Source organism: Amycolatopsis sp. WAC 01375 (assembly GCF_003947325.1).
Classification (GTDB): Bacteria; Actinomycetota; Actinomycetes; order Mycobacteriales; family Pseudonocardiaceae; genus Amycolatopsis.
Genome location: NZ_QHHW01000022.1, coordinates 218,687 through 240,550, shown reverse-complemented (window position 1 = coordinate 240,550; position 21,864 = coordinate 218,687). Strand labels below are relative to the sequence as shown.

Annotated in this window: 20 protein-coding genes; 9 read left to right on the top strand and 11 right to left on the bottom strand. The window is 69.7% G+C overall.

The annotated features are described in order from the left end of the window. Window positions 1–29: 29 nt before the first annotated feature. Complete coding sequence (locus DL991_RS11980; protein WP_125783956.1) at window positions 30–1,181, bottom strand: DUF1015 family protein; 1,152 nt, start codon at window positions 1,179–1,181, stop codon at window positions 30–32. 111 nt (window positions 1,182–1,292) lie between these two features. Between DL991_RS11980 and DL991_RS11975 the strand changes: the two genes are divergently transcribed. Further along, complete coding sequence (locus DL991_RS11975; RefSeq protein WP_125783954.1) at window positions 1,293–2,813, top strand: MDR family MFS transporter; 1,521 nt, start codon at window positions 1,293–1,295, stop codon at window positions 2,811–2,813. Window positions 2,814–2,901: 88 nt separating this feature from the next. On the opposite strand, the gene DL991_RS11970 is transcribed toward DL991_RS11975, so the two are convergent. After that, window positions 2,902–3,792: a TIGR03854 family LLM class F420-dependent oxidoreductase gene (locus DL991_RS11970; protein WP_125783952.1), complete on the bottom strand. Its 891-nt coding sequence runs from the start codon at window positions 3,790–3,792 to the stop codon at window positions 2,902–2,904. A 208-nt stretch (window positions 3,793–4,000) separates the two neighbouring features. On the opposite strand from DL991_RS11970, the gene DL991_RS11965 reads away from it, so the two are divergent. Next, complete coding sequence (locus tag DL991_RS11965; RefSeq protein WP_125783950.1) at window positions 4,001–4,687, top strand: thioesterase II family protein; 687 nt, start codon at window positions 4,001–4,003, stop codon at window positions 4,685–4,687. Here DL991_RS11965 and DL991_RS11960 read toward each other — a convergent pair. Next, window positions 4,677–7,403 carry an AAA family ATPase gene (locus DL991_RS11960; protein WP_125783948.1) on the bottom strand — a complete coding sequence of 909 codons (2,727 nt, stop codon included), beginning with the start codon at window positions 7,401–7,403 and terminating at the stop codon, window positions 4,677–4,679. The two genes, DL991_RS11965 and DL991_RS11960, sit on opposite strands and share 11 nt — an antisense overlap. A gap of 111 nt (window positions 7,404–7,514) precedes the next feature. Between DL991_RS11960 and DL991_RS11955 the strand changes: the two genes are divergently transcribed. Together DL991_RS11955 and DL991_RS11950 are read left to right on the top strand one after the other, a co-directional pair. After that, on the top strand, window positions 7,515–8,111 hold the full coding sequence (locus DL991_RS11955; RefSeq protein WP_125783946.1) for a hypothetical protein: 597 nt from the start codon (window positions 7,515–7,517) through the stop codon (window positions 8,109–8,111). Beyond that, window positions 8,108–8,620, top strand: coding sequence for a YceI family protein (locus tag DL991_RS11950; RefSeq protein WP_125783944.1), 513 nt, complete (start codon window positions 8,108–8,110; stop codon window positions 8,618–8,620). The genes DL991_RS11955 and DL991_RS11950 overlap by 4 nt, the downstream gene beginning before the upstream one ends. On the opposite strand, the gene DL991_RS11945 is transcribed toward DL991_RS11950, so the two are convergent. After that, complete coding sequence (locus DL991_RS11945) at window positions 8,621–9,052, bottom strand: DUF6292 family protein (protein ID WP_125783942.1); 432 nt, start codon at window positions 9,050–9,052, stop codon at window positions 8,621–8,623. Between the two features lie 100 nt (window positions 9,053–9,152). Continuing rightward, window positions 9,153–9,596, bottom strand: coding sequence for a MarR family winged helix-turn-helix transcriptional regulator (locus DL991_RS11940; RefSeq protein ID WP_125784049.1), 444 nt, complete (start codon window positions 9,594–9,596; stop codon window positions 9,153–9,155). A gap of 104 nt (window positions 9,597–9,700) precedes the next feature. On the opposite strand from DL991_RS11940, the gene DL991_RS11935 reads away from it, so the two are divergent. Next, window positions 9,701–10,096, top strand: coding sequence for a DUF5313 domain-containing protein (locus DL991_RS11935; protein WP_125783940.1), 396 nt, complete (start codon window positions 9,701–9,703; stop codon window positions 10,094–10,096). 169 nt (window positions 10,097–10,265) lie between these two features. Here DL991_RS11935 and DL991_RS42925 read toward each other — a convergent pair whose 3' ends face one another. Further along, window positions 10,266–11,372 (bottom strand): hypothetical protein, encoded by a 1,107-nt coding sequence (locus DL991_RS42925; protein ID WP_370306105.1) that lies wholly within the window; start codon window positions 11,370–11,372, stop codon window positions 10,266–10,268. A 30-nt stretch (window positions 11,373–11,402) separates the two neighbouring features. On the opposite strand from DL991_RS42925, the gene DL991_RS11925 reads away from it, so the two are divergent. Then, entirely contained in the window at window positions 11,403–12,365 is a 963-nt protein-coding gene (locus DL991_RS11925) for an RluA family pseudouridine synthase (RefSeq protein ID WP_125783938.1), read from the top strand. A gap of 42 nt (window positions 12,366–12,407) precedes the next feature. Here the strand turns inward: DL991_RS11925 and DL991_RS11920 are convergent, their stop codons facing one another. Then, complete coding sequence (locus DL991_RS11920; protein WP_125783936.1) at window positions 12,408–13,013, bottom strand: hypothetical protein; 606 nt, start codon at window positions 13,011–13,013, stop codon at window positions 12,408–12,410. A 138-nt stretch (window positions 13,014–13,151) separates the two neighbouring features. Here DL991_RS11920 and DL991_RS11915 point away from each other — a divergent pair, with 138 nt between their 5' ends. After that, window positions 13,152–13,727: a hypothetical protein gene (locus tag DL991_RS11915; RefSeq protein WP_125783934.1), complete on the top strand. Its 576-nt coding sequence runs from the start codon at window positions 13,152–13,154 to the stop codon at window positions 13,725–13,727. Here DL991_RS11915 and DL991_RS11910 read toward each other — a convergent pair. Then, window positions 13,699–14,478 (bottom strand): alpha/beta fold hydrolase, encoded by a 780-nt coding sequence (locus DL991_RS11910; RefSeq protein WP_125783932.1) that lies wholly within the window; start codon window positions 14,476–14,478, stop codon window positions 13,699–13,701. The two genes, DL991_RS11915 and DL991_RS11910, sit on opposite strands and share 29 nt — an antisense overlap. 98 nt (window positions 14,479–14,576) lie before the next feature. Here DL991_RS11910 and DL991_RS11905 point away from each other — a divergent pair, with 98 nt between their 5' ends. Beyond that, on the top strand, window positions 14,577–15,203 hold the full coding sequence (locus DL991_RS11905) for an alpha-ketoglutarate-dependent dioxygenase AlkB (RefSeq protein ID WP_125783930.1): 627 nt from the start codon (window positions 14,577–14,579) through the stop codon (window positions 15,201–15,203). Between the two features lie 3 nt (window positions 15,204–15,206). Here DL991_RS11905 and DL991_RS11900 read toward each other — a convergent pair whose 3' ends face one another. Next, the gene (locus DL991_RS11900) at window positions 15,207–16,481 is read right to left on the bottom strand and encodes a cytochrome P450 (protein ID WP_199746315.1); all 1,275 of its coding nucleotides are present in this window, start codon (window positions 16,479–16,481) and stop codon (window positions 15,207–15,209) included. Between the two features lie 256 nt (window positions 16,482–16,737). Here DL991_RS11900 and DL991_RS11895 point away from each other — a divergent pair, with 256 nt between their 5' ends. Further along, the gene (locus DL991_RS11895) at window positions 16,738–19,863 is read left to right on the top strand and encodes an AAA family ATPase (RefSeq protein ID WP_125783928.1); all 3,126 of its coding nucleotides are present in this window, start codon (window positions 16,738–16,740) and stop codon (window positions 19,861–19,863) included. 149 nt (window positions 19,864–20,012) lie between these two features. Here DL991_RS11895 and DL991_RS11890 read toward each other — a convergent pair whose 3' ends face one another. Next, entirely contained in the window at window positions 20,013–20,864 is an 852-nt protein-coding gene (locus DL991_RS11890) for an ABC transporter permease (protein ID WP_125783926.1), read from the bottom strand. Further along, window positions 20,861–21,841, bottom strand: a complete 981-nt coding sequence (locus DL991_RS11885; RefSeq protein WP_125783924.1) for an ATP-binding cassette domain-containing protein — start codon at window positions 21,839–21,841, stop codon at window positions 20,861–20,863. The genes DL991_RS11890 and DL991_RS11885 overlap by 4 nt, the downstream gene beginning before the upstream one ends. Window positions 21,842–21,864 lie beyond the last annotated feature (23 nt).

The following is a 21,864-nucleotide window of genomic DNA, read 5'->3' as shown; positions in this document are numbered from 1 at the left end:
CTAGGCCGGGCCACCGACAAAAGCGCGGCTCAAAGCTCGGCCAGCAGGAGCCCGCTGCGCGGTTTCGGCGTGAAATAGGTGGCCTTCCTCGGCATCCGAGACCCGGCCGCGTGCACGGCGAGCACCTGCGCGTACGGGACCGGGGCCAGCAGCAATACCGCGTCCGCGTCTTCGGGCACCGGCACGCCCGGCAGCAACGGCCGCACGTTCGGCCCCTCCGGATCGACGCCGAGTGCCCCGCGGAGCAGCTTCTGTTCGACCACGGCGTGGTCACCGCCGGCTTTGCCGAGCACCACCCGGAAGGCTGATCCGCCCGCCAGCACGGTCATTTCACCCTCCTCGGTCGGCGGGTCCGGCCGTCCGGGATGGACGTCGAACCCCGCGTCCTTCCATCGCCGGGCCAGCGTGTCCGCGTCGAATCCGGTGCCGGTGAGCACCCGGTGGATGGGGCCGATCCGCAGCTCCGGTCCGCCGGTGACGAGCGCCAGCAATGCGCCGCGCCCCGATTTCGCGGCGGCCGCGACGCGGTGATTTCCGTCCGCGACCAGGAGATCCATCTCGTCCAGTGCCGCCAGCAGTTCGGACTGGCCCTCACCGGGACCGGCGAGCCACAGTTCGTGCACCCGGCCCGCGCCGTCCACTGTGGACAGGCTGGGCGCCTGCCCCCGGCAGAGCCGTTCGATCAGCGCGGTCAGCTCACGGCCGCCGGTCGCGGGGACGAGCATGGCCGCACTCGTGGCGACGCCGAGTCCGGCGAGCATCGCGGCCCGTTCCTCGACGACGTCGGGGTAGACGTCCTCGGTGTGCCGGACCCGCGTCACCCCGTCGTCCCGGACCGCTGCCGGGTCGACCAGGCACAGCACGCCCAGCGCGACCCCGTCCGGCCCGTCGATGCGGTACGGCGCCACGACGTTGGCGACAGGCCGGTAGTGCCGCTGCCGGATACGGTCGAAGGTGGCCCTGGCCTGCGGCAACGCCGCCTCGATCGAGAGACCGCCCGCCAGCGCGGCCGGTGTCCTGGCCGGATGCTGGACCGCCAGCAGACTGTCGCCGTGTGCCTCCGCGAGCGCGGCGGCCACCCGGTCCGGGTCGGCGAACTCGTCGACGTCGGGTCCCGGGACGGTGTCGCGGACAACCCAGCCACGGTCGATCGGGCGGATCCAGGTGCTCATCCGATCCATTTTGCGGGATAGCTCACGGAAAAAATCGGTCCCATGACCGGGTGTCTCCATGGAATGCTTACCCATGCGAAGTAGTTGACCCCCTTCATGAGCCCGAGGAGACCGCCACAGATGACGCCCCCGGCCCCGGTCACCGCGAAGGAAGGGGTCGGTTTCCGCTCCGAACGCGGCCCCGTCCTGATCGCCGTGATGTTGTGTTCCGGCCTGATCGCGCTGGACTCGACCATCATCGCGACGGCGGTGCCGTCGGTGGTCGCCGATCTCGGCGGGTTCTCGCAGTTCCCGTGGTTGTTCTCGATCTATCTGCTGACCCAGGCGGTCACCGTTCCGCTGTACGGCAAGTTCGCCGACGTGCTCGGCAGGCGTCCGGTGATGTTCTTCGGGATCGCGGCGTTCCTGCTGGGCTCGGTGCTGTGCGGCGCGGCATGGAGCATGCCGGTGCTGATCGCGGCCCGCGCGGTGCAGGGCATCGGCGCGGGCGCGATCCAGCCGATCGCGCTGACCATGGTCGGCGACATGTACACCGTCGAGGAACGCGCCAGGGTGCAGGGCTACCTCGCCAGCGTGTGGGCCATCTCGTCGGTGGTCGGGCCGACGCTGGGCGGCGTGTTCGCGGAGTACCTCGACTGGCGCTGGATCTTCTTCATCAACCTGCCGCTCGGCGCGCTGGCGGCGTGGATGCTGTTCCGGAACTTCCGCGAGCGCGTCGAACGCCGCTCGCACCGCATCGACTACCTCGGTGCCACGCTGCTCACCCTCGGCTGTTCGCTGCTGATCCTCGGCCTGCTGGAGGGCGGGGTCGCCTGGGGCTGGGCGTCCGCGCCGAGCGTGGCGATCTTCGCCGCCTCCGCGGTGCTGCTGGTGGCCTTCGTGTTCGTGGAACGCAAGGCCGACGAGCCGGTGCTGCCGCTGTGGATCTTCACCAAACGGACGTTGATCGGCGGGAACCTGGTAGCCGTCGTGGTCGGCATGCTGCTGATGGGCCTCACGTCCTATTTGCCGACCTTCTCGCAAGGCGTGCTCGGCACCGGCGCGCTCGTCGCCGGATTCGCGCTGGCGGCGCTCACCGTCGGCTGGCCGATCTCGGCGTCGCTGGCGGGCCGGGTCTACATGCGGATCGGGTTCCGGGACACCGCGCTGATCGGCAGCGGGATCGTCATCGCGGGCGCGGCGCTCACCGTGTTCCTGGCGGCGGGGTCGTCGATCTGGCTGGCGGCCGCGGCCGCTTTCGTCCTGGGGCTGGGCCTGGGCCTGGCGTCGAGCCCGACGCTGATCGCCGTGCAGTCCACGATCGGGTGGGAACGCCGCGGCGTCGTCACCGCGACCAACATGTTCAGCCGCTCGCTGGGCAGCGCCGTGGGCGTGGCGATCTTCGGCGCGATCGCCAACGCCACCCTGGCGAGCCGCTTCGCCGACCCGCCCGCGGGGGTCACCGGCCTGCCGTCCGGCGTCGACGCGACCAGTGTCGTCCTGGAGGGCCACGGCCCGGACACCCCGACGACGACATTCGTGCGTGGCGCACTCGCGGACGCCACGCACCACGTCTTCCTGGCGATGCTGGTGGTCGCCGTGCTCAGCGTCGGCGCGCTGCTGCTGATGCCGCGGCGCACCGAAGAGCTGAAGTTCGACTAGTCCGTGAGGGTGGTGCGCCGGTCAAGTGGGTCGTGAGTGGCGTTTCGGGTTCTAACCCGAAACGCCACTCACGACCACGGTGACCCACTCAGTTCTGCATCGGCACGGCGTGCTCGACGAAGTTCTCGACGAACCGCTCGATCGGCTCCGTCCCGGCCGGGTACAGCACGAACTTGCTCAGCCCCGCGTCGATGTACTCGGCGATCAGGTCGCGGGCGGCGCTCCAGTTGCCCGCGATCAGCCGGGACGGGTCCGCGTCGGACCGTGGCGCGACCGAAGCCGCGAGCGCGTCCGGGATCCCGTCCTCCGCGACGATGAGGCTGATGCCGAAGTGGTCGGCCTCGACTTCCCGGTCCGCCTCGGCGGCGGCCTTCTGGATCGCCTCGCGGCCCGCGCGTGCTTCCTCCGGCGTGAGGAAACTGGCCAGCCAGCCGTCCGCGAGCCTGCCGACGCGGCGCAGCGCGCCGGGCGCCTTCCCGCCGAGCCAGAGGTCGAGCCGGTTGACCGGCCGCAGGCCGAGCCCTGTCCCCTCGACGCGGAAGAACTCGCCCTCGAAGGTCACCTCTTCCTGTTCCAGCAGTGCCCTGATCAGCCGCAACGACTCGTCGAACACCGCGGCGCGGCGTCCGGCCGGCACCGGGAACAAGGGCAGTTCAGCGTCGCGCGCGGGTTTGAGCCCGAAGACCGGGAGGACCCTTTTCGGTGCGAGCGCGGCGAGTGAGGCGAGCTGTTTGGCGACCAGGACCGGATCACGGCCGGGCAGCACCATCACCCCGGTGCCGACCTTCAGTTTCGTGGTGCGGGCGAGCGCGTGCGTCAGTCCCACGACCGGGTCGATCCTCGGCGAGTACACCGCCTCTGGCAGCCAGAGCGAATCGACGCCTGCCCGCTCCAGCAGGTCGACCGCGGCGCCGAACTCCTCGGTCGCCGTCCCGGTCCCCAGCCCCGCACCGACCCTGATCTTCAGGTCCTCCGCCACACTCGCTCCCTTCCGCTCGGCCCGGGATGTGGGCCGTCGTCCAGTGTTCCCACGTGAACAACCCCGCACAAGCATGGACTCGCCCCGCGAATCCCCCGTACATTCCAGTGTCGCGTGGGCCGTCCGCGCGCGGATTGGGGGATTTTCGATGGCAGGGCAGGATCTTCGCCGCTGGACGCGTTGCTTTCATCCGGCGCCCTCGGCCGAGATGAGACTGATCGCCTTCCCGCACGCGGGTGGATCGGCGAGCGCGTACCGTTCGCTTTCGGCGGCCCTCTCGCCCACCGTCGAGGTGCACACCGCGCAGTACCCGGGACGGCAGGACCGCATGGGCGAGCCGGTCGTCGACGATCTGCACGTCCTCACCGAACAGCTGGTGGACGTCGTCGCCGCGCTCCCGAAACCGTTCGCCCTCTTCGGCCACAGCATGGGCGCCATCGTCGCGTTCGAGATCGCCCGTCGCCTCGAAACGCGTGGCCTCGTCCCCGCGGCGCTGTTCGTCTCGGCCCGCCGCGGTCCGGACGTGCGGAAGGACACCTCACACCACCTCGCCGAAGACGACACGTTCCTCAAAGAGGTCAGCAGGCTCGGCGGCACGGACGCGTCGATCTTCGACGATCCGGACATCCGCGCGCTCGCGTTGCCCGCGCTGCGCGGCGATTACAAGGCCGTCGAGACCTACCGGTACCGGCCCGGCTCCGACGTGAGCTGCCCGCTCGTGGCGTTCACCGGGGACGCGGACCCGGTCCTGGAGGTGCCGGACGTCGAAAACTGGCGTGAGCACACCACCGGCTCGTTCGAGATGGAGGTGTTCGAGGGCGGCCACTTCTTCCTCGACGCCAATCTCGACGCCGTCGTCGCGCGCATCCTCGGCAAGCTGACCGTCAGTCCCTGAGGCCTTCCCTGCTCGCCCACGCGACGACCTCGGTCCGGTTCGCCAGACCCAGTTTCGCCAGGATGCTCCGGACGTGGCTTTCCACCGTGCGTTCGGAAAGCACCAGCTTCTCGGCGATCCGGCGGTTGCTCAGCGCGTCGGCGAGCAGGACGACGATCTCGCGTTCCCGCCCGGTGAGCGGGTCGGCGGCGCGGCGTTCGGCGCGGATCCGGTCGAGCAGCGCCGCGGCCCGCCCGAGCGGGCCCGGTATGGCCAGCCGCCGGAACTCGTCCAGGGCCTCGCGCGCGAGGCCTTGGGCACGCGCGAGGTCGCCTCGGGCGACAAGGACTTCGGCGAGCAGCAGCCTCACCTGGGCGACACCGGGCCGGGCGCCGATGCCTTCGTTGACGACGATGGCCCGCTCGTACAGCCGCACCGCTTCGTCGTGGCGGCCGAGGACGGCGTTGAGCCTGGCGGGCTGTTCCAGGGTCGAGCCGGCGCAGAAGACACCGGCGCCGCCGGACACGATCGGGCGCACCTCTTCGAGGCGCCGCAACAGGTACTCCGCCATCTCGACGTCGTGGAAGGCCTCGACCAGCGGTACGAGGTTGGGCAGCGCGCCGGTGCTGTGCAGCGCGAACTCCGGGCTCCGCACCAGCGGTACCAGCTGCTCGTACCGCACCCTCGCCTCGTCGAGATCGCCCTTGAGCAGACTCAGCAACGGCCGCGAAACCAGCGTCACCGGCAGGTGCGGGGCCCGGTCCAGCAACCTCGCGTAGTCGCCTCGCAGCTCGCCGGGATCACCCGTGAGCAGGACGAGCTGGATCCGGAACGCGTAGGACATCCCTTTCGCGGAGAAGTCGTCCGCGAGTTCGGTGTCCGCCAGTTCCTCCGCCGCGAAGTCGAGTTCGCGTGCCTCGGCCAGATCTCCCCGCAACGCCAGCACCGAACTGCGCAGCCGCAGGTCGTGCCAGCGGATCAGCGGCAGTCTGGTCAACCGCGCCAGTGTCGTCACCGCGACGAGTTCGTCGTCGGCGAGCGCCATCCGCCCGTCCTCCAGCGCGGCGTCGATCCGCCATTTGTGACCCCACAGGGAGACCAGCGGCTGTCCGGTCCGCGTGCCCAGTTCCACCGCGAGCGCCCCGAGCCGCAGCCGCTCGGACGACGGCAGCGTGTCCGGCGCGACCTTCATCCGGGCGCGGAGGCTGTCGACCAGCGCCTCGGGATCGCCTGACTCTTCAGCGAGCGCGAAGGCCTCGTCGGCGAGCTTCCCCGCTTCGGCGAATCGGCCGTAGTCGGCCTCGACAGACGCGCTGTGCGCCAGCAGGCGGGCCCGCGTCGTCTTGTCGACCCCGTCCACGGCGAGTGCGCGTGAGGCGAGGTCACGGATGCCGGGCAGGAGATCCGGCGCCGCGACGTCGCGGACCACCAGTGCCGCTTCGACGATCAGCCCGGCGTCGGCGGCGCGGCGGGCGTGGTCGAGACTTCGCGCGAACCGGCCGGACCGGTATTCGGCGACGGCGAGATCGAGCAGCGGCCCGGCACGGTCCATTTCGGACAGTCCGGCCTTCGAGCGGGCGTCCAGCGCGATCGCGAGAAAACGCGCCGCTTCGTCGAAGGCCAGTGCCCGGTTCGCTTCGGCGGCCGCGAGCGCCGCCCATTCCGCCGTCTTCTCCGGCGCGGACGCCGAACGCAGCCAATGCCCCGCGACCGTTCCGGCGAGCGCGGGATCACGCCGGGCGTGCTCCTCGAGCGCGGCGGCGGCGCGGCCGTGCAACGCTTCCCGCTCAGCCTGGCCCAGATCCGCGTAGATCCCGTCGCGGACGACGGCGTGCGCGAACCGGCCGTCCCCCAGCACCCCGGCCCCCGTGGCTCGGTCGAGCCCGTCGACGACCTCTTCGAGCGGCAGGCCGGACACCTCCGCGAGCAGAGCGGCTTCGACGTCTTCGCCGATCACCGCCGCGATGGCGAGCAGCCGCCGCACCTGGGGTTCGAGCGCCGCCACCGCGGCACGGACGAGGTGTCCCAGTTCCGATCTGCCCGCCGAACGCGCGATCGCGCCGAGATAGAGCGGGTTCCCGCCGGAGCGGCGATGCGCCTCGCGTACCTCCTCCTCGGCCGGCGTCGTCCCCGCCAGTTCGGTGAGCAGCGCCCGGACGTCGGGCTCGGCCAACGGCGGCAGTGAAATACCGCGTGCGCCCGGACGGCGCAGGAGATCCGGCAGCGCGGCGTCCAGTGCGGGCGTGTGCCCGGTGTCCCGATGCGTCGCGATCACAGCCAGCTTCGAGCGCCGTAACTCCCCCGCCAGATGCCGCAAAAGGCGCAAGGACGCCTCGTCCGCCCAGTGCAGGTCTTCGAGGACGACGACCAGTCCCGATGGCTCCGCCGCGGCCACCAGCGCGTCCGCCGCGGCGGCGACCAGCCGGAACCGCGCGGCCTGGACGTCGGAGGCGCCGTCGATCTCGGCGAAAGCCTTCGTCACGGCCGAATCGACCGACGGGAGTGCCTCGACGACCCGCCGCCACGGCCACAACGGCGGTGCTCCGGGATCGTCGGCGCACCGGCCCCACACGACCGCGGACGCCGCGGCCGTCGCCTCCTCGACCAGCCTGGTCTTGCCGATCCCTGGCGGCCCGGAGACGAGCACGAGCCCGCCGGAGCCCGCGGCGGCGTCCGCGAGCCTGCCGCGCAGGCTCGCCAGTTCGCCCACCCTGCCCACGAACGGTTCCCGGTTCACGGAAGGAGTATCGCGCTCCGCGCCCGATTCCGTACCGCCCTGCGTACTGGCACTGATGTCCGGACACCGCCGGAAGCACAGAGTCGGCACGTCCGACGGAAAGGAAAGCCCATGTACGCCACCGTTCACCAGTTCCGGCGTTCGCACGCCGACGAGCCGGAAGGCTGGGGCCACGCCCTCGCCGCGGAACTCCACCCCGGCACCGGTTCGCCGGGCACCTGCACCCTCGCCCAGATCGGCGGTTTGACCGGGCTCGTCGTCGCGTTGTGGCGCGACCGCGGCTCCGCGCTCGCCGCCGGGGACCACCGCACCCCCGGTACCTTCGACGCCCGCGTCTACGAGGTCTCCGACGTCGAAAGCGGCACGGCCGAGCCCCGGATCGCGCAGGCGACCTGGTTCGACCGGCCGCTCACCCAGGCCGAGGCCGACGCCGCCGACTTCGGCGGGCGAGAGCGGATCCGGCCCGCCGTTCAGGGGCTCGGCGGGATCGCCGGTTTCTACATCCTGACCGCCGAGGACAGGTCTCGTCTCGTCCTCGGCTTCACCGAGTCGATCGAGGCGATGGAAGCCGTCCAGAAGGCGGTCGTGAGCACGGAACTGCTGCCCGGCGAGGACCCGGCGCTGCTGTCCGGTCCGGACCGCATCGACGTCCACCGCGTGCTCCACACGTCCCTGCCCACCCCCGGTCTGGTGGGTGAGCCGCGATGACCGCCGGGACGTCCGCGCGCGTCGGCACCTGGACCGTGCTGGCCGAACGGACCTCGGCCGCGTTCACGGTCCGGAACTTCGGTTTCCGCGCGGTCCACGGCTCGATCCCGGTCAGCCTCGGCTCGGTGCGCGTCTCCGGCAGCGGCGTCACCGCCGTCGAAGCGGCACTCGACCTCGACATGATCGACACCGGCAACGCCAAACGCGACGCCGACCTGCGCAAACCCGGTCTGCTCGCGATCGACGCGCATCCCGTGCTGACCTTCGCCGCGGACCGGATCGAGGGCGGCCCCGGCGAGTGGTCGATCGAAGGCACCCTCGGCGCGCGAGGCGAATCCTGTCCCCTCACGGTGACCGCGACAGGCCCGGAGGACAACGGCGACGGCACCTGGCGGGTGCTCGCCGGGGCCGTCTTCGACCGGCGGGCACTCGGTGTCCGAGCGCCGAGGTTCCTGATCGGCGCGGAGATCACGATCGCGCTCGACGTGGTCCTCGCCCCGCCCGGCTGATCAAGCCCAGGCGGCGAGTTCCTTGGCCAGCGCGGACGGTCCGCCGGCGGTACGCAACGTCGGCGGGCCGGGCCAGCAGTCCTGGTGTTCGCCGGTGCGCAGGGTTTCGGCGAATCGGGCGACCAGCCGCGGCTGCGACGCGACCGTGCGGCCGCCGAGGTACGCGACGACGACGTGGTGGTCGTCGTCCGAATGCGTCGCCACGGCGGCCGACCAACCGTGCTCCTCGTGCCACATCAGGTCGACGTCACGTTCGGGGAAGCCGGGAAGACGCCAGTTCAGCCTCATCCGCGCGGCGACCGGACCGGTGAGGTCGACCGTGCACGAATCCCTCCGTATCCCCAGCGCCGCGGCCACGTCTTCCAGGTAGGCGTTCAGCCTGGTCACGAGCTCCAGACCTGCTTCCGTGGGCGCGGGGGTCGAGGTGGTCACGGTCCCTCATCTTCCTGTCACATTGAGTTGGCGTGACGGGAATTACCCACCCCGGCGCGGGTTCACACCCTCATTTCGTCACGCCCCGGTTTCGGTTCGCTCAAGCCGTGGCTTCGATGACGCGAGTCAGGGCTTTGTGCAGCGCCTCCAGCTCCGAGACCTCCATGCCGAGCTTCTCGACGACGCGGTACGGGATCTTTTCCGCCTCCACACGCAACGCGCGACCGGATTCCGTCAGTTCGACCGTCAGCAACCGCTCGTCCTCGGCGCTGCGCCTGCGCGTGACGTAACCGATCGCCTCCAGCCGCTTGAGCAGTGGCGACAGTGTCGCGGGCTCGGCGCGCAGGGCGACACTCAGATCTTTGACCGCCTGCGGGCCCCGCTCCCACAGCGCCAGCATGACCAGATACTGCGGATGGGTGAGCCCGTGGGGCTCCAGCAGCGGCCGGTAGATGGCGATGACGCTGCGCGACGCGACCGACAGCGCGAAACACACCTGACGCTCCAGCGCGAGCGGGTCCTCGCCCAGATCGATCGACTTCATCTCCGGCCCCTCCGAGTTCATGCCGCCGATCCTAACCGTGACACTAATGTTTAGCGTGCTAATCATTAGTGTACCGTGAGAGCATCGACGGAAGGAGTCGCCCGATGCCCCGCAAGCGCCCGGATGTGTTCCGCTGGCTGTGGTACTCACTCGGCGGCAGGCTGCCCGAGCGCTACCACGACTGGATCCTCCACGACGCCACCACCGGAAGCTGGCGCTGGCGGCACGTCGCCCGCAGCACGGTGATGATCGCGCCGCTCTGCGCGGTGTGGCTCCTCCTGCCCGGCCCGCTCACCCTGCGGCTGGCGATCGTGCTGATGGCCGCGCTCGTGGCGTACTTCTATTCGATGGCGTACATGGAGGAGAGCATCGAGCACCGGCTCGCCAAGAACGGCTTCCCGCCGGGCATCGGCCGCCGGACCCGCGCCGAGGCCACCGCCATTGCGGAGGCCGACGTGACCGAGCGGTACCTCGCGCGGTACCGAGACCAGGCCGGCTGAGGCTTCGCGGTCTCTCGCGGTCTCCGGCGCGTCTCTCGAGAGCTCTCGCGAACTCTCGCGCGGCTAGCGTGCGCGGCGATCCCGCGGTGCGTGGTCACCCGGCGTTGCGAAAGCCACTTTCGCAACGTTGATGGTTGCGAAAGTGGCTTTCGCAACGCATTGCGGCCACTCAGGCGGCTCGGCTACGAGCTTCGGCGGCACGATGCGCGGCCACGAGTTCGGCGGCGACCCGCTTCGGTTCCGTTCGCAATCGACTGGGCAAGGTCTGAAGGACCGCGATGCCCGCCGCCGCATATCTGGCGTTTCTCGCCACTGTCGCGGCGTACTGCTGCTTGCCGAAGTGGAAGTCGTACGAATCGATCTCCCAGGCCAGGCCCACCGCCGCGAAGTAGCCGTCGGGAGTCGCGATGTACTCGCCGTTTTCGTCTCGTAGCTCGCGATTCCACTGAGGCTCCGGCAAACCGGTCATTCGCCACACCCGCATCGCGTCGACCTCGGCGGCCGATCGGGCACCATCAGCGATCCGATGCAACGCTTCGCGCGGGATCGCGGTGCCACGGCTACTCCCGGCATCAAGCTCGCCGAACAACTCCGGAAGGCTCGCTCCCCGCTGCACCGCCTCCGAAAGCAGAGCCGAAACCTCCTGTCGCGAGCCGAGCCGTCGACTCTCGTCGAGAACCGACCGGACCAAAGGTGCCAGCGGCACTCCATCGAACACGACCGCCTGCGGCAGCCGGGTCGTGCGTTCGATGATCACATGTCCGGAACCGCCGATCTTGTGTTCAAGCGGCACAAGCAAGTGAACGCGGAACGGACGGTCCGGCAAGACCCGCAATCCCTGCCGTCGACAGGAGACGGCTCCGGTCACCACCGCGTCCGGCCCGGCGTACAGGAGGGCGGCATCGATCAGCTGCCGACGCGTCGGCTCGCCGGAATGCAGCAACACGACACCCGGCAGCAGCCGTTGCCACGGCTTTCCCGGACGGCACCGGCGATAGCAGGTCATGGAAGGAACGCCGAGTTCCCCGAGCCGGGCGACAGTGATCACGCCGCCGCGGCTGTGCTGATGGAGCCCCTCGGGATCACGGGCCCACTCTCCGGATTTCACACCACGATCGTCGGCGCTTCGGACCATCGCGCGCCACCGTCTTCCCCTCGACCTGTGGACAACTCGCCACATCAGCCCCACTGTGGATAACTCGCCAGACGTTGCGAAAGCCACTTTCGCAACGTTGATGGTTGCGAAAGTGGCTTTCGCAACCTCACGCCGGCCCACTTCACCTGGTCACGACTAGAGTGCGCGGTGATGAGACGCAAGCTCCGCCCGCCGCTCCCGCCCCGCCACGGGCTCGACCCCGCGAGGCTCAAGATGCCCGCCGAGGGACCGTGGTCGACGTTGCGGGAGCACCTCGTCGAGCGGCTCCCCCGGGTCGCGCCCGAACGGATCGTGGAGATGCTCCGGGAGGAGCGCATCGTCGGGCTGGACGGGCCGCTCGGCGTCGATTCGCCGTTCGTGCCGGACTCGTTCATCTGGTTCCACCGGGACCTGCCCGACGAGGTCGAGGCCCCGTTCGAGATCTCCGTCGTGCACCGCGACGAGCATTTCCTGATCGCCGACAAACCGCATTTCCTCGCGACGATCCCGCGCGGGCGGCACATCCTGCAGACCGCGCTGGTCCGCCTCCGCCGCGAACTCGACCTCCCCGCGCTCAGCCCCGCGCACCGGCTCGACCGGGTCACCGCCGGGCTCATCCTGTTCGTGAGCACCCCCGAACTTCGCGGCAAATACCAGACCATGTTCCGGGATCGCTTGGTACACAAGGAATACGAGGCGATCGCGCGGTACGATCCGGGCGTCGCGATGCCGCGCGAGATCAGCAGCCGCATCGTCAAGGAACGCGGGGTCATCGCCGCGCAGGAGGTCGACGGACCGCCCAACGCCGAAACTCGCGTCGAGCTGATCGAGCACCGCGACGGACTCGGCCGCTACCGTCTGATCCCCGCGACCGGCCGCACGCATCAGCTCAGGTTGCACATGAGCGGCCTCGGATTGCCGATTCTCGGCGACGACTTCTACCCGGAGCTGACCGAAACTCCGCTCGACGACTTCACCGAACCCTTGCAGCTACTGGCGAAGGTCCTCGAGTTCACCGATCCGGTCACCGGGGAACGCCGCCGGTTCGAAAGCAGGCGGACACTCGAAGCGTGGACGGACCTCGACTCATGGCGCCGAGGTCCGGAACGAGTCGTGAGTGGCGATTCGGGTTAGAACCCGAATCGCCACTCACGACCCACGGCACCGGCCGGCGCCTCACTTACGCCAGAACTTGATCCCGCTCCAGGTCACCTTGACCGGTCCGGCGCCGCTGGCCGTCCGGTAGGCGCCGAACTTGTCGTAGTAGCTGCCGCCGCTGCTGCTCACGGTCTGCTTCAGCGAACCGTTGATGTACACCTTGTGCGTGCTCCCGACCTGGTGCACGGTGTTGACCCGCACGGACGTCCCGACGGTCGCGCCGCTCCCCAGGGTGTCCCCGCCGTGGACGGCGTAGAGCCGCCCGCCGCGTTCGACCGCGAGCATGAAGTACGGCCCGGCGGTCGGCGCGTCGCGGAAGGTCTGTTTCAGGCTGATCCGGGAGCCCGCCATGCTGGCGATCCGGAACGATCCTTCGAACTGCCTGGTGCCGCCGGTGTAGGTCACGTAGCGTCGCTCGGCCCGCTGATCCCCGCTTCCGGTGGAGCAGGTCAGTTCGAAATTCAGCCCGTCGACATTCCCGCACCCGCGTTCCTGGACCTTGAACGAGGGGTTCTCCGCCGTCCACGGTCCCGTTCCGACCTGGGCGTTCGCCGGCATCGCCGACGCCATCAGGCCGAGGACGGCCGCCGTGGCCACCCCGACGGTCCGAAGTCGTCTCCGCATCCTGCCTCCTGCGCATTCAGGGCGGCGGTGATGGTCCAGACCAGGACCAGGTTGCGACTGTACGAGCACGAACCGTCGTCCGACAAGACGTTGACGCTCCCACGTCCCGCTGATTGGGTAACGAAGGTGATCCTTTCCATGACGGTCCTCGAAGGATTGGCGGCCGGGACGATCGACCTGGCCTTCCGGCGCTGGTCGAAGCAGAACGTCCGCCAGGGCGACGTCATGCGCCTGGAGGCAGGCGTGATCGAGGTCGGCTCCGTCGAGACCGTCGATCCGGCGACGATCACCGATGCCGACGCCCGCCGCTCCGGAGCCGACTCGGCGAACGCGGTCCGCGGCACCCTGCGCGGCTCCGCGGACGCCCCGGTGTACCGCATCCACCTGCGCTACCTCGGGCCCGATCCCCGCCGCGCGCTCAGCGCGGCGGCGGAACTGTCCGAAAAGGACTTCGAAGCCATCCGCAAGCGGTTGTCCAAGATGGACAGACGTCGCCCGTGGACCCACGAAACCTTACGGATCATCGCCGGGAATCCCGGCCGCCGGGCACAGGAACTCGCGGACCTCCTCGGTCGCGAGAAGGAACCGCTGAAGGTCGACATCCGCAAGCTCAAGAACCTCGGGCTGACGCTCAGCCTCGAAGTCGGCTATCGGATCTCTCCACGCGGCGCGGCCTACCTGCGCCTCAGCGAGGATCCCGGTAGAACGCGCTGAGTTCCGGCACGAGCCGCTCCGGCGGGACACTGTGGAACTCGCCGTCCAGCTCCACTTGCCTCGCCCCCGGGGTCGCCTTCGCGGCGACGAGTGCGGCGGCCTTGAGCCAATCCGTGCTGCCGTTGCTGTTCACCACGAGGACGGGTGTCGCGATCGACGCCAGTTCGCCCGGCACCTTCGAGTCCGCCATCACAAAGGCGTCGTAAACGAGCGTGGGCGCGAACGACCGGAGTTCGGCCCACATCGGCGTCTCCTTGGCCTCGGCGACGGCCTCCGCCGGAGAGCCGACCGCGGACATCATGAACAGGGCGACGGCGTCGTCCCAGCGGTCCACCACGACCAGGCGGCGCATCTCGTCGGCGTACCCCTCGGGGACTTCTTCGGTTTCGCCGCGATAAGGCGGCTCGAAGACCGACAGGCGCGCCATCGGCACGCCGGCTGCGGCAGCGAGAAGGGCCAGCGCTCCGCCGGAGGAGATGCCGTGCACGATCACCGGCTCACCGAGCGAAGCGACGACAGCGGCCAGGTCTTCGATCTCGCGCTCGACCGCGTACGGCGCGGTGTCACCGCTGTCGCCCCGGCCCCGCCGGTCGTAGGTCACCACGGAGAACTCGGCCGCCAGCTCCGCGACCAGCGGTTCGTCACCGTGCCGGTCGTTGCCCGCACCCGCGACGACGACCACCACCGGCCCCGCGCCGCGTCGCTCGAACACGATCGGCGTTCCGTCTGCGGACTTCGCTGTGTCGATCATGCGGCCATCGTGCCCGGCCTCGCCGCCGGGCGCAGGTCATTTATCCTACTCGAACATGCGTTCGACAAATGATCAGGACCGGGGTATGTTCGGTTGCCATGACCCCCGCCCTTCAAGCCTCGCTGTTCGACGAGTGCGCCGCGCTCGGGCTCGGCTCGCTCGACGGGATCCGGCGCACCGAACTGACCAGGGGTGCCTGGATCGACGTGCTGCCGGGCTGGCTCACCGGCGCGGACGAACTGTTCGCCCGGCTCGCCGAAGACGTGCCGTGGCACGCCGAACGACGGCAGATGTACGACCGTGTCGTCGCCGTCCCCCGGCTGCTGAGCTACTACCGCGAAGGCATGCCGCTCCCCCACCCGATCCTGACGGAGGCGAGGGAGACGCTCTCGGCGCACTACGCCGATGAGCTCGGCGAGCCGTTCGTGACCTCCGGTCTGTGCTTCTACCGGGACGGGCGCGACAGCGTCGCCTGGCACGGCGACGACACCGGCCGCTCGCGCACCGAGGACACCATGGTCGCGATCGTCTCGGTCGGCGCCGCCCGGCAGCTTGCGCTGCGCCCGCGTGGCGGAGGCGAAACCGTCCGGCACGCCCTCGGCCACGGCGACCTGATCGTCATGGGCGGCAGCTGCCAGCGAACGTGGGAACACGCCGTCCCCAAGACCGCCAAACCGGTCGGGCCGAGGATCAGCATCCAGTTCCGTCCGAGAGGAGTCGCCTGAGAATCACTCCAGCAGCACGGGCAGCGCGTCGACGCCGTAGACGATCGAGACCTCCCGGAAGCCCACCGCCTCCGGGTCGATCGCCAGCCGCATTTCCGGGAACCGGCGCACCAGCGCGGGATACGCGGTGCGCAGCTCCATCCTGGCCAGTTCGGCACCGATGCACCGGTGGATGCCCCAGCCGAAGGCGAGATGCGACGTCGGCTCGCGGGTGGCGTCGAACTTCTCCATGTCCTCGCCGAGGACGCCGTCACGGTTCGCGACGCTGAGGGAGACCAGGACGATGTCGCCCTTCGCGATCCGGACGCCGTCGACCTCCATGTCCTCCTTGGCGAAGCGCGGGAAGGCCATCTGCACGACTGTCAGGTACCGCAGCAGTTCCTCGACGAACTTGTGGACGGCGTCGTCGTCGCCGCGGACGGTTTCGAACAGCTCGCGGTCCTTGAGCAGCACGAGCGCGCCGAGCGCGAGCATGCTCGCCGTGGTCTCCAGCCCGCCGGTCAGCACGCCGTCGGCGAGGCCCGCCAGCTCGCGGTCGTCGATTTCGTCGCCGTGGTCCTTGATGAGCATGCCGAGCAGGCCGTCGCCCGGGTTCTCTCGCTGCTTCTTGACGATGTCGTCCAGATAGGACAGTGACTCGGTCATCGCCCCGAGTGACGCGCCCGCGCCGCCGAAGAGGTCGAACCGCGCGGTGCTCAGCCGCTGGAAGTCGTCGCGGTCCTCGTACGGGACGCCCAGCAGCTCGCAGATCGTCAGCGACGGGATCGGCAGCGCGAAGGCCTCCCACAGGTCGACAGGGCCGTCCGCCTTCGCCATCGCGTCGAGCTGGTCGGCGACGATCTCGTCGATCCGCGGCGTCAGCCGGGACAGCCGTCGCATGGTGAACTCAGGCGTGAGCAGGCGCCGCAGCCGGGTGTGCACCGGCGGATCGGCGAACCCGAGCCCGCCGGGGTTCTGGTCCTCGGTCACGCCGGCGTTCCCGACCAGGTTGGTGAAGTCGTTGCTGAACTCGCTCACCTTGCCGAGTACGGCCTTGGCCTCGTCGTAACCGGTGACCAGCCAGCCGTTCATCCCGAACGGCAGGTCGAGCTTGCTGATCGGCTCCGTCGCGCGGATCCGGCCCAGCTCGGCAACCGGGTCGAGGCCGTCGCGCTTGAGCGGCAGCAGCGCGTTGTCCGGGATGATGGACATCTTGGACAGGTCGAAACCGTTCTTCTGCTGACGCGCGAGGTAGCGGCGGCCGATCCAAGCCAACACGCGCGAGCGAATGCTCCCCATACTCTGCACCCTACTCCAGCCGCTGAACACCTGACCTGGCACAACAGGGCGCCTTCGCCCAGCAGGGCAGCAATTTCGACGGTTGTTCACCCGCCGTCCGACTCGATCAGTCACGTCCAGAAAGTCGGATTTCCGCCGCGGGAGGTTCCCGGCGACCGGGAGACCTCGGTCACCGTAGGTCACAACGGACCGGAGACAACGCCTGACATCGGGTGCGCGTCGTGAGATTGTCGGACCTTACTGGGAGGATTCGGACATGTCAGCCGTGCTCATCGGACGCGACCATCCCGCGGGGGTTCTCCGCGCGGAGATCGCCCGTGCCGCCGAAAGCCACGGCGGGCTGGTGCTGGTCACCGGCGAGGCCGGGATCGGCAAGACCACGCTCGTCACCGGCGCCGCCGAGGAGGCGAAACGCCTCGGCGCCCTGGTGCTCAACGGGTCCTGCTGGGACTCGGCCAGCGCGCCGGGCTACTGGCCGTGGACCCAAGTGATCCGCGGGTTGCGACGCGCGGTCGGGCAGGGGCGCTGGGCCGCGATGGCCGGCAGTGAACTGGACGTCCTGCTCGGTGAGGCCCGCGGCGACGGCGCGGCGGACGGCTTCCGGCTGTACGACGCGGTGACCAGCGCGCTGGTGGCCGCCTCCCACGATCAGCCGATCGTGGTGGTGCTCGACGATCTGCACTGGGCCGACGCCGCGTCGCTGCGGTTGCTCGAGTTCGCCGCGCAGCACACCTGGTTCGAACGGTTGCTGCTGATCGGCACGTACCGGGACGTCGAGGTCGAGGCGACCGATCACCCGCTTCGCTCGCTGATGTTGCCGTTGCTCGCGAAGGCCACTTCGGTCACGCTCACCGGCCTCGACCCGGACGAGGTCGGCACGCTCATGGCCAGGACGGCGGGCACGGCGCCCGACGACGCGCTGGTCGCCGAGGTCCACCGCCGCACCGGCGGCAACCCGTTCTTCGTCGAGCAGACGGCGCGGCTCTGGCACAGCGGCGGTTCCGCGGAGACCATCGCGCCCGGCGTGGCCGATGCCCTGCAGAGACGGCTTTCCCTGCTCCCCCAGCCGGTTCTCGATCTGCTGACCACCGCCTCCGTACTCGGCAGGGAATTCCATCGCAGGCTGCTCGCCGGCGTGGCGTCGGCGCCCGTGCCCCAGGTGGACCGGCTGCTCGACCAGGCCGTCGCGGCGCGGCTGGTCGTGGTGCACGGGCAAGGCCGGTTCGCCTTCGCCCACGACCTCGTCCGCGAGACGCTGTACGCGGCCCTGTCCGAACAGGACCGCCGGAAACAGCACACCGCCGTCGTCGCGGCGGCCCGCGAGACGCCGACGTCACGGGACAGGCTCTTCCCCGCGGACCTGGCCCGCCACGCGCTGCTCGCCGGACCCGAACTCGACCCGGCCGAGGCCATCGACCTGTTGCTGGCCGCCGCGATCGACGCCACCGGCCGGATGGCGGTCGAGGAGACGACCACGCACTACCGGCGGGCGATGGAGATCGCCGAAGACCGGCGGCGGCAGGCGAGCATCGCCCTCGAACTGGGCGCGCACCTGACCCGTCACCACGAGACGGACGAGGGCAGACAGGTCCTCGACGAGGTCTCCGCGCTCATCCACGAACTCGACGACGACGATCTCCTCGCCAGACTGGCGTTGACCCTGGTCCGCGCCGATCACAAAAGCCTCCGGATCGACGAGACGGTCAAGGTGCTCACCGAAGCGCACGCGCGGCTTTGTGGCCGCGAGCCAGGGCAGGAACTCACCGTCGAGGAGATGACGCAGGAACTGTCCGCGCGCATCATGATGACCGCCCGCGACCACGAGGACGATTCCGCTCTGCTGTTCGGTCTGTGGGCCCGGCACGACGCGATCTGGGGGCCGGGCAGCGCCGCGGAACGGGAACGGCTCACCGACGAACTGGTCGTGGTCGGCCGTCGCACGGCGAACCCGGAGTTGGAGCACTACGCGGCGTCGTTCAAGTGGGTGGCGCTGCTCGAACAGGGCGATCCCCGGTATTTCGAGCAATATCAGGAATTCCTCGCCCTGGCGAGCACCGGCCGCGCGCCGAGTTCGCAGCTGGCCGCCCGGATCGATCAGAGCATCATCGCCACGCTCCAGGGCCGGTTCACCGAAGCCGAGGCGTACATCCAGCAGGTGATCTCGTGCCACGAGGGGGATGAGCATCCCCATTTCGGTGACCTGAACCAGTTGCAGCGGTGGGTCCGGTGGTGCCTGGAGGGGCGGTTCGACGATCTCGCCGGGTTGCACCGCGAGATCGCCCGCGGCGGGTACTCGTACAGCCGCGTGCTGGAGGCGGTCACCGCGGCCCACCGTGAGGACGTCGGGGAGGCCGTGCGGCTCACCGATCTCGCGGCCGACGCGAAACCGTACCCTCGCGATCTGGAAGCGTTGTGGCTGCGCTGTCAGGCGCAGACGGCGGCGGTCTCGCGCGATCCCGAACGCTGTGAAGCCGCCCGCGCGCTGCTCGCGCCCTACAGCGGGGAATGGCTGGTTTCCCTGTACGGCTGCGAGATCTCCGGCCCGGTCGACCTCTGGCTCGGCAGGCTCGATCTGGCGCAGGAACGCTGGAACGACGCGGTGGACCGGCTTCGCGGCGCCGCGCTCTCCGCGGACCGGCTGAGGGCCACGGTCTGGGCGACCGAGGCCAAATCCTGGCTGGCGGTGGCTTTGCTCGGCCGGAACCTCGAGGGCGACGCGGCGGCCTCGGCGACCCTGCTGTCCGAAGTGGACGAAGAAGCCACCGCGTTCGGCATGCGGCAGGTCGTGGCGAGAGTGGCTCGGACGCGGAACAGCGCGCAGGCGCCGCCCGCCCCCGCCGCCGAGTTCCGTCGCGACGAAGCCGTGTGGACGTTGCACTTCGACGGCGTCACCGCCCGCCTTCCGGACTCGAAAGGATTGCGAGACCTGCATTTCCTGCTCGGTAGGCCGGGTTCGGAGGTGGCGGCCGTCCGGCTGCTCGATCCCGCGGGAGGCGAGGAGGTCGTCGCCGCGAAGAGCCTAGGCGGTGACGCCGTCCTCGACGACGAGGCGAAAGCCCGGTATCGCGCGCGGCTGGACGAACTCGACGAACTGATCGACACCGCGACCGGGCTCGGCCAAGACGCGCGCGCCGCGGCTCTGGACCGTGAACGGGACGCGCTGCTCGCCGAACTGCGGTCCGCGGCCGGGTTCGGCGGCCGCACCAGGCGGCTCGGCGACGAGGCCGAACGCGCCCGCAAGACGGTGACCGCCCGCATCCGCGACACCCTGCGCAAACTCGACGAGCAGCATCCGGCGCTGGCCGCGCACCTGCGCGCGTCGGTCACCACCGGTTCTTCGTGCCGCTACGCACCAGAAGACAAGGTCCCCTGGCGGCTGTGAGCCGCCAGGGGACCTTGTCACCCCCAGCTCATTTCAGGTCGATGGCGAAATCCGCCCGACACGTGTGTCGTCCATCCAGGCACGTGTGTCGTCCGCCGGATCACCCGTGCCGTCCCATCAGTCACGCGAGATCGCCAACCGGAGTGTGCTCATTTCCGGTTGTAGAGCCGCATCGTCAACGTGCCGAAGATCGCGAGGATGACTCCGCCGGCGATCAGCACCCAGGTGATCTCGCCGCCGTCCCAGTTGCCGTCCATCATCGAGCGGACCGCCGCGACCACGTGGGTCACCGGGTTGACGTCGACGAAGGCCTGCAACCAGCCCGGCATCGTCTTCGGGTCGACGTAGATGTTGCTGAGGAAGGTCAGCGGGAACAGCACCATCATGCTGACGCCCATCACCGACTTCTCGCTGCGCAGCAGCAGGCCGAACATCGTCCAGATCCACGAGAACGCGAACGAGAACGCCAGCAGCAGGAGGATCGCGGCGGCCACGCCACCGACGCCGCCGCCGGGACGGAAGCCCATGATCAGCCCGACGCCGAGGATCACCACCGACGCGATGAGGTAGCGCAGCATGTCGCCGAGCAGATAGCCGACCATCGCCGACGGCCGCCAGATCGGCAGCGTGCGGAACCGGTCGAACACGCCCTTCTCGATGTCGGTGTTCACCGAAATCCCGGTGTACATGGTGATCATCAGGATGCTGCTGGCCATGATGCCCGGCAGCACGAACTGCAGGTACTCCGTCGGCGAACCGGACAGCGCGCCGCCGAACAGGTAGGTGAACATCAGCGTCATCATGATCGGGAACGCGGTGACGTCGAACAGCTGCTCGGGCACGTGCTTGATCTTCAGCATCGCGCGCCACCCGAAGGTGACCGAGGTCGACAGCGCGCTCGGGCGCTGAGGACGGTTCTTCGCGATCAGGACTGCGGCCAGTTCTTCGGGCTTCGGTGCCGCGAGAACGGGTTCGTTTTCTTTGACTGCCGTGGTGCTCAAGCTGCACTCTCCTCAGGCGTGGCGGTGCGGTCGGTCAGGGCCAGGAAGACCTCGTCGAGGCTCGGCTGGCCGAGGGAGAAGGTGTCGACGATGATTCCCGCGCGGGCCAGTTCGCCCAGCGCGTGCGAGGCGTGTTCGGCGGCACCCTGTTCGGTGCTCTCGCCCGAAAGCCGCGCGGTCAGCGCGACGGGGTCCGGTTCGAGCACCACCTGCGCCTGCAAGGTGCGGACGAGCAGTGCCTCGGCTTCGGAACGCTGGTCGGCCTCCCGTAGCCGGACGTGGACGGCGCCCGCGCCGACCGAAGCCTTCAGCTGCCCCTTGGTGCCTTCGGCGATCACCTTGCCGTGGTCGATGACCGCGATCCGGGAAGCCAGCTGATCGGCCTCGTCGAGGTACTGCGTGGTCAGCAGGACGGTGGTGCCGTGCTGCACGATCGCGCGAACGATGTCCCAGACCTGGTTGCGGCTGCGGGGATCGAGCCCGGTGGTCGGTTCGTCGAGGAAGAGCACGTCGGGGGTGTTGAGGATGCTCGCGGCGATGTCGATCCGCCGCCGCATCCCGCCGGAGTAGTTCTTCACCTGCCGCCCCGCGGCCTCGGACAATCCGAACGCCGTCAGCAGTTCGGCCGCCCGCGCGCGGGCGGCCGGTTTGCGGTGCCCGGTCAGCCTGCCGATCAGCACCAGGTTCTCGGTCCCGGTCAGGTCCTCGTCGACCGAGGCGTACTGCCCGGTCAAGCTCACCATGGACCGGACCGCGTCGGCATCGCGGACGACGTCCTTGCCGAAGATGCGCGCTTCGCCGCCGTTGGGGCGGAGCAGGGTCGCGAGCATCTTCACCGCGGTGGTCTTGCCGGCGCCGTTCGGTCCCAGGACGCCGTACACGGTGCCCGCGGGGACCTTCAGGTCGATCCCGTCGACCGCCCGGTTCTCCCCGAACACCTTGACCAGCCCCGAGGCTTCGATGGCCAGTTCACTCATTTTCGTTTTCCTTTCAGAAGCTT

Excerpts from the sequence above, each read along its gene's own strand:
- DL991_RS11980 (WP_125783956.1), bottom strand. The coding sequence starts at position 1,181 with ATGGATCGGATGAGCACCTGGATCCGCCCGATCGACCGTGGCTGGGTT.
- DL991_RS11975 (WP_125783954.1), top strand. The coding sequence starts at position 1,293 with ATGACGCCCCCGGCCCCGGTCACCGCGAAGGAAGGGGTCGGTTTCCGC.
- DL991_RS11965 (WP_125783950.1), top strand. The coding sequence starts at position 4,001 with ATGAGACTGATCGCCTTCCCGCACGCGGGTGGATCGGCGAGCGCGTAC.
- DL991_RS11955 (WP_125783946.1), top strand. The coding sequence starts at position 7,515 with ATGTACGCCACCGTTCACCAGTTCCGGCGTTCGCACGCCGACGAGCCG.
- DL991_RS11950 (WP_125783944.1), top strand. The coding sequence starts at position 8,108 with ATGACCGCCGGGACGTCCGCGCGCGTCGGCACCTGGACCGTGCTGGCC.
- DL991_RS11940 (WP_125784049.1), bottom strand. The coding sequence starts at position 9,596 with ATGAAGTCGATCGATCTGGGCGAGGACCCGCTCGCGCTGGAGCGTCAG.
- DL991_RS11935 (WP_125783940.1), top strand. The coding sequence starts at position 9,701 with ATGCCCCGCAAGCGCCCGGATGTGTTCCGCTGGCTGTGGTACTCACTC.
- DL991_RS11925 (WP_125783938.1), top strand. The coding sequence starts at position 11,403 with ATGAGACGCAAGCTCCGCCCGCCGCTCCCGCCCCGCCACGGGCTCGAC.
- DL991_RS11920 (WP_125783936.1), bottom strand. The coding sequence starts at position 13,013 with ATGCGGAGACGACTTCGGACCGTCGGGGTGGCCACGGCGGCCGTCCTC.
- DL991_RS11915 (WP_125783934.1), top strand. The coding sequence starts at position 13,152 with ATGACGGTCCTCGAAGGATTGGCGGCCGGGACGATCGACCTGGCCTTC.
- DL991_RS11910 (WP_125783932.1), bottom strand. The coding sequence starts at position 14,478 with ATGATCGACACAGCGAAGTCCGCAGACGGAACGCCGATCGTGTTCGAG.
- DL991_RS11905 (WP_125783930.1), top strand. The coding sequence starts at position 14,577 with ATGACCCCCGCCCTTCAAGCCTCGCTGTTCGACGAGTGCGCCGCGCTC.
- DL991_RS11900 (WP_199746315.1), bottom strand. The coding sequence starts at position 16,481 with ATGGGGAGCATTCGCTCGCGCGTGTTGGCTTGGATCGGCCGCCGCTAC.
- DL991_RS11895 (WP_125783928.1), top strand. The coding sequence starts at position 16,738 with ATGTCAGCCGTGCTCATCGGACGCGACCATCCCGCGGGGGTTCTCCGC.
- DL991_RS11885 (WP_125783924.1), bottom strand. The coding sequence starts at position 21,841 with ATGAGTGAACTGGCCATCGAAGCCTCGGGGCTGGTCAAGGTGTTCGGG.